Source organism: uncultured Proteiniphilum sp. (assembly GCF_937873925.1).
In the GTDB taxonomy this organism is placed as follows: domain Bacteria; phylum Bacteroidota; class Bacteroidia; order Bacteroidales; family Dysgonomonadaceae; genus Proteiniphilum.
The window spans coordinates 1-6817 of sequence record NZ_CALNAT010000036.1; the positions used below are offsets into that span (position 1 = coordinate 1).

Genomic DNA, 6817 nt, shown 5'->3' on the forward strand with positions numbered 1-6817 from the left:
GTGCAAAGTTGTGCCGTCGGATAAAGTAAGCCTTGACCTTTTTCCTTTCGGGACGACAAGTTGGCTGTATTCTGTGGTATTCACTTCAGCAAGTGATTTACCTGTCACCTGAATACTATCGGTATTATATGCGATGTCCGCCTCTTTCTCTTCAATAGTGATCAGTTGATCGGATGAGACATACAACTGAATATCTTTTGAATCAGAATCTACGGATAACGAATTTTCATTTACAAAATCCAACAATCCCGGATCCTGATTATTAGGTTTATAAATCTGGTGGATAACCAATAAAAGCAAAACAGAGGCTGCGCTGGAAAGCCAGTAAAATAGCGTTTTCCGTTTTCTTCGTTGCGCTACGCGATGCTGAAAAGCATCATGGTATACATCTGCTTGTTCTGACGTAAGAGAATAATCATTTAAGCGAACCTGGGTCTTATACAGCTCTATAGCATCCTCTATCAAAGATTTTAATTCAGGACATTCTACCATAACTTTTGTCCAGTATGCATTGTCTTTCTCTAATTGAAAGAGATTCCATCTCAAAAAATCATCATCTTTGAGAAAGTCAATAGCCTTGTATCCCTGATATTTGTTTACCTCCATCTATGATGTATTCTGTTGATTGTTTTGATAGATACGAATAAGTTGTTTTTTTGTGAGTGCTTTCCCGGATTAATTTAGTTAATAAAAGTTATGGACTAAAATCCACTGTATAAAAGCCCGATAAAGACAAGCATGGGCAATATTTTATTTTCTTTCCTGATTGTATGGATGGCTTGTGAAACCAACTTACGGATAGCCATTTCTGATTTATCCATCATTTCTGAAATTTCGCTATACGCAAGTTCTTGTATATAACGTAGATAAAGGGCCTCTTTTTGTGACGATGAGAGTACGGATAATAAATTTTCTATTTTTTGCTGTATTATCATGCGGTCTTCATCTTCGATAATTTCATCCAACACAGTAGTTTTGATCGAAAAATTCAACACTTCTCCATCAATATCACCGATCTTCGCAAATGATTTCGATTTAAAAAGATCATACAACCGGTTTTTCAATGATTTAAACAGAAAATATTTAAAATGTTCTACGGAGGTAAGATGTGGTTTATCAAAAAAGACCTTTAGGAAAACATCTTGCACGGCATCCATTACATATTTCTCCTCCGCACCCAAGCTTCTGCCATAAGCATACAGGTCATTGACAAAATATTTGTAAAAGAAAGAGAATGCCTCTTCATCTCCCTCTCTAAACTTTATAAAATTATGTGCTATCTTTTCGGGTGTCACCTCCATGTATTACACATTTCCTTGGGTTGGAGTCAATCAGAAATTCCATATTTTATTTCTATTACGCAGCAAATCTAATGAAAGCCGAGAGGCAAGCCAAACTTGTTTGAATTATTCCGATTAGAGAGATCAGAACGAGTTTACTCGTTATGCCGAACGCAGGAATAATCTAACTTGTTGAACTTGTCCGAGGCGTATCTTAGATTCTACAAATATAGAGCATTTGGGAAATAAAAACAAAAAAAATCAGTCCTCCTCCTCTTCGTCGGGATAATAGGGTTTGGGCGGTTGGATCGTGGGAAATATCCTGCGTACATTCCCGGCAATTATGTCGGCAAACTCTTCTACATCCATATTCAGCGCCTGCGAAGTCTGCAGGTAGACCTGACGGATGGGCATTTCCCCTTCATCGGTTTCACAGAAAAGTGAATCAATAGGGATCAGTTGCATGGAATCTACATTGATATTGTCTCCGATGGAGAAGAGAAAACCTTCTTTGACAAGCCGCTCGGTAAGTTCCGGCTTACCCCGGTAGCCATGAATGATCCAGGGTCGGGAAGGTTTAACCTCTCTTCTGATCTGTATCAATTCTTCCCATGCCTTCACGCAGTGAATGATTACCGGCTTCATCAATTTTTCCGAGAGTTCGATATGTTTTTTGAAAACAGGTATCTGCAGATCGAATGAGGGTCCCTTTAATCTGTCCAAACCGGTTTCTCCTATGGCAATAATACGGGGATTGGATGCGATTTCGGACAGATACGCCATCTGAGTGTCGCTTTCTTCCGAATACCAGGGATGGATTCCACACGAAAAAGCGTGACGCGAATAGGACTCTTTGGCTACTTCAAATTCAAGGGGATAGACATCGAAGATACACGAGTGATAGGGATCATCGCTATCCTCAATAAAAATCTGATGGGTGTGTACGTCGTAAAATTCCATATTTTAATTGACCTCTGCTTTCGGCTGGTGTTTTTTAGGCTTCGGCTCGGGTACGGGATCATACCCCGACCCTCCCCACGGATTACAACTTATAATGCGCCTGGCAGACAAATAAAAGCCTTTGAAAGGTCCATGTTTTTTGAGTGCCTCTATCGTATACTGCGAACAGGTAGGCGTATACCGGCAACTGGGCGGCGTGAGCGGAGAAATGACGGCCCGGTAGAAATAGACCGGCAGAAGCAGGATCCACGTCAGTACATTCTTAATTATTTTCAGCACTGTTTTCTTTCTTCAATCCGGTGATTCAATTCTCTTAAAGCTTTCCGCACCCCTTTGTCTACAGTAGCATAATCACACGGTTTATCTGCCACACAGATAAATGCCGCGTCCAAATGTTCGTTTTCTGCCAATTCCCGGGAGGGAAACAGATGCTTATTGAGTCGGTAGGCCTCTCTTACAAGCCGTTTCATCCGGTTACGATCTACAGCTGACTTAATCCTTCTCTTAGGAATGGAGATGAGTATCGACAGCGGCACTGTCCCGTTCTGCGTCGTTTTCAGATATACGATCCGAAAGGGGTACGACATAAAGGAGCAACCCTGGGCAAAGAGGGTTTCCACTCTTTTTTCGCCTGTTATCCGCTCTTTTTTTGTAAACCTAAAGCGCTTTTCTTCGTTCGATTTCATCAGACTATTTCTTTCAGACTTTTTCTCCGTTTGACATAGTCTAAACAAGTTTTACCTCTGTCCTCACTTATCGAAAAAGTTTCCGCAACGACATAATGCAAACAAGTTTGCTTTCTGTGCGTATTGCTTAAGAAATAGTTCATAACTAAAATGCAATCCTCCGAAAGCAATTACATTGACAAAGATAATTGTTTTTGGAATCAATCGTTACAGATTCGGAAAAAAATCAGGCGTAATATTTGTGGTTTTCTTTCAGAAAGGCTTCCAGTGCGGCAGCCATGGAAGGATAATCGGGCTGCGGAGCTTCACAGTCGAGTCTCAGTTCCGCATCCGTCACCGCTTTTGCCGTAGCGCTACCGAAGCATCCTATGGCTCGGTCACCCTGTTTGAAATCGGGAAAATTCTTCAATAACGATTGTATTCCCAACGGACTGAAGAAGACGATCATATCGTAATCGAACTTTTCATCTTTATCGAATTCGTTACTTACCGTCCTGTACATTACACTCTTGGTATAGTTTATCTTCTTTTCATCAAGGAAATTGGTCACTTCATCATTGTGTTCTTCGGGAACAGGGAAAAGGAATTTTTCCTTGGCATGTTTGGTGAAAGCGTTGTTCAGACCATCAATCTTACCGGTCTGGCTAAAAAAGATCTTTCTTTTCCTGTAGACAATGTACTTTTGCAGATAGAGCGCGACAGTCTCCGAAATACAGAAATATTTCATTGTCTCGGGAATAACGATCTTCATCTCCTCACAGATCGAGAAAAATTTATCGACCGCTGTTCTTGCGGTAAAAATGATCGCCGTAAAATCGGGTATATTGATCCGTTGATGACGGAACTCTTTCAGGGAGACCCTCTCCACTTTGATCAAAGGATAGAAATGGATGTCAACATGAAATTTTTCCGCTATCTCGTAATAGGGCGATTTTTCGCTACTCGGCTTAGGTTGTGATATGAGAATCTTCTTTACTTTCCGGGCGTTCATATAATGTTATCTCCTGCAATAGTTATAGCTGAAAGTACTCCCTTATACAATAGCAAATAAGGTGCAATTTCAGTCCCGCAAAGATAGACAAAAAAATAGAAAAGGCCGATCTTATTTTTAACAAAAATATTTAACAACTCAATATAAATGGCCAGTCGACTAATAAAAAAAACTACAATAAGGGTGATTAGTATAATATTTCTCACTTCATGTAAATAAACATAAAAAACGACAGGAAGAAAGAATACAATTCCAAGGATCTCCATCATCCGGGAGTAGTAGGTGATCCAACTCTTCATTTCGTTTTGCAGGAAGAAAGTACCGATCAGCCTGTAGCCCAGAATTTTAAGGTTGATCAGCAGGGCAAGGCCCGCAAAAATTCCCACAAAACCGAGCGAATTCGCGGCAATGGAAAATACAGAGAGTCCCTTGCCCCACAGCCACGTGAAAAGGAGAATGGAGAAAATCATGACGGTTTGAAGGATCAGATAGAACTCTCCCCAGGCTTCCGTTTTGGTTACCTGGCTTTTATGGATGGAGGTGGAATTTTTTCCGCGGGTGAATACATTTTTAAAGTTACCTTTCAGGGCTGTTCCTTCCCATCGAAAGATAAAGGCAAAGATCATAAAACTGAAGAGGAAGAGAAGAAATAAAACAGAATGTATCCATGGGGAAAAAGGCATTGCCGCACCCACACTTCCGTCAGGCAATAAGTGCATGGGAAGGGCTACATCTTTTTCAAAATCAAAGAAAAGCCGGGTACTGTCTGTGGAAAAAAAATCATACTGACCGAAATTCATCTGCCATGACTCCGGAACGGCCTGCTCCACTTCAGCCTTCAAATAGTAAGGGAGAATGTCGCGAGTAGTATCTGAAACCAGTACCATACTTTTCAGTGCAGTTCAACCATTAATCATACTTAGTGCAACCGGGATTCCAGTCGGGCATGGTACGGATCAGGTCGACAGCCGCTTCCGGGCTGACAGCGACCTGCCACAACTCCCGATAGACCTCCTTCATAAACTTTTCACTGATCATCTTCTCTAAAAATGAAAGGAGTGGTTGATAATAATTATTGATATTCAAAATAATAACCGGTTTGTGATAGAGACCCAGCTGTCTCCAGGTGATGATCTCCGCCAACTCTTCCAACGTCCCCATTCCACCGGGGAGGGCGATTACTGCATCGGCCGATTTCACCATGGCAGCCTTCCGCTCGTGGATGGTTTCGGTGATGATTGTTTCGGTAAGGAGGGCATGTCCCCAACCGGCATCGACCATGAACTGCGGGATAATCCCTTTTACCCTGCCTCCGTTTTTCAGCACAGCATCGTTCAAAGCCCCCATCAATCCTTCCCTTCCGGCGCCATTCACGCAAGTGATGTTATTCTCCGCGAGCAACTCGCCCAATCTCGATGCAGCATCAAAATAGAGGGGGTCTATCTCCGCACTGGAGGCACAATAAACCACTACTTCCCTGTTTCCGTTTTCCATCTTTTCGCTTCAATCCCGTTCAGTTTAAAGACTTCATCTATTTCAGATTCAAGATTCAAAATCCCAAATCCAAAATCAACCTTCCCACTCCTTCACCTTTCCGCCTTCCCACCTTATTAAAACTATTATAAACCGAACTCTTTTCTGATTTTATCTACATAATCCAATTTCTCCCAGGTAAATAACTCTACCTCCACCCGTAACGGCTCGGGCATATAGCGTGAATTGAATACTTTCTTCACCACTTTCGGCTCACGCCCCATATGTCCGTATGAAGCTGTTTCCCTGTAAATCGGATTACGCAATCTCAGCCGCTGTTCAATGGCTTTGGGACGCAAGTCAAACAATATCCCGATCTTTTTCGCGATCTCCGCATCCGAAAGATCCACATTGCTTTTCCCAAAGGTGTTGACATAAATATTCATCGGCTCAGCCACGCCTATGGCGTAAGAGACCTGGATCAGCATCTCCTGGGCGACGCCCGCTGCCACCATATTTTTAGCGATGTGCCGCGCCGCATAGGCTGCCGAACGATCTACTTTCGAGGGGTCTTTTCCGGAAAAGGCGCCACCTCCATGGGGGGCTTTTCCGCCGTAAGTATCCACAATAATTTTCCGGCCTGTCAGGCCGGTGTCTCCGTGCGGACCGCCTATTACGAACTTGCCTGTCGGGTTCACATGGAGAGTGATCTCCCCTTCAAACAGGTGATGCACATCTTTTCTCCCTTTGTACTGAGCCTGTACACGTGGGATCAGGATTGTCTTCACATCCGACCTGATGCGCGACTGCATCTTCCTGTCGGCTTCGAGCGCCGCTTCTTTCGTACTGTTCTTGGGCCTTTCGAACTCATCATGCTGGGTAGAGATCACAATAGTGTCGATGCGTTGAGGCACTCCCTCTTCATTGTATTCAACCGTCACCTGCGATTTGGCATCGGGACGCAGGTAGGGCATCAACTCCGGCTCATTCTTCCGGATATTGGCCAGTTCCTGCAGCAGGGCATGGCTCAGATCGAGAGGCAAAGGCATATAGTTTTCAGTCTCGTCGGTAGCATAACCGAACATCATTCCCTGGTCCCCGGCTCCCTGATCCATAGGATCGGCTTTCTGGTCCACACCGCGGTTGATGTCGTCCGACTGTTCATGTATACTGGAAAAAACGCCGCATGAGAGCGCTTCGAAACGATATTCGCTTTTAGTATAACCGATCCCTGCAATGACATCACGTGCCACTTCGGCTACATCTACGTAAGTATTTGATTTTACTTCGCCGGCCAGCACAACCTGTCCGGTCGTCACCAGGGTTTCACAAGCTACTTTTGAATTACGGTCGTATGCCAAAAATTCATCGACCAAAGCATCCGATATCTGATCGGCTACTTTATCGGGGTGTCCCTCGGACACCGA

General features: G+C 43.5%; 9 protein-coding genes. All 9 read right to left on the reverse strand.

Features of this window, described 5'->3' with window-relative positions; genetic code table 11:
• The coding region (locus Q0502_RS02425; RefSeq protein WP_298646701.1) for a hypothetical protein at nt 1-606 on the reverse strand (606 nt) is incomplete at its 3' end.
• 95 nt (nt 607-701) lie between these two features.
• On the reverse strand, nt 702-1301 hold the full coding sequence (locus Q0502_RS02430) for an RNA polymerase sigma factor (RefSeq protein ID WP_298646704.1): 600 nt from the start codon (nt 1299-1301) through the stop codon (nt 702-704).
• A gap of 240 nt (nt 1302-1541) precedes the next feature.
• The gene (locus Q0502_RS02435) at nt 1542-2240 is read right to left on the reverse strand and encodes a TatD family hydrolase (RefSeq protein ID WP_298646706.1); all 699 of its coding nucleotides are present in this window, start codon (nt 2238-2240) and stop codon (nt 1542-1544) included.
• A 3-nt stretch (nt 2241-2243) separates the two neighbouring features.
• A complete protein-coding gene (gene yidD, locus Q0502_RS02440) occupies nt 2244-2507 on the reverse strand; it encodes a membrane protein insertion efficiency factor YidD (protein ID WP_298646717.1) in 264 nt (87 codons plus the stop codon).
• Nucleotides 2508-2512: 5 nt separating this feature from the next.
• Nucleotides 2513-2926: a ribonuclease P protein component gene (gene rnpA, locus Q0502_RS02445; protein WP_298646708.1), complete on the reverse strand. Its 414-nt coding sequence runs from the start codon at nt 2924-2926 to the stop codon at nt 2513-2515.
• 226 nt (nt 2927-3152) lie between these two features.
• Complete coding sequence (locus Q0502_RS02450; protein WP_298646710.1) at nt 3153-3917, reverse strand: uroporphyrinogen-III synthase; 765 nt, start codon at nt 3915-3917, stop codon at nt 3153-3155.
• Nucleotides 3914-4804 (reverse strand): DUF4271 domain-containing protein, encoded by an 891-nt coding sequence (locus Q0502_RS02455; protein WP_298646712.1) that lies wholly within the window; start codon nt 4802-4804, stop codon nt 3914-3916. The genes Q0502_RS02450 and Q0502_RS02455 overlap by 4 nt, the downstream gene beginning before the upstream one ends.
• A 22-nt stretch (nt 4805-4826) precedes the next feature.
• On the reverse strand, nt 4827-5411 hold the full coding sequence (locus Q0502_RS02460; RefSeq protein ID WP_298646713.1) for a TIGR00730 family Rossman fold protein: 585 nt from the start codon (nt 5409-5411) through the stop codon (nt 4827-4829).
• 125 nt (nt 5412-5536) lie between these two features.
• The coding region (gene metK / locus Q0502_RS02465) for a methionine adenosyltransferase (RefSeq protein ID WP_298646715.1) at nt 5537-6817 on the reverse strand (1281 nt) is incomplete at its 5' end.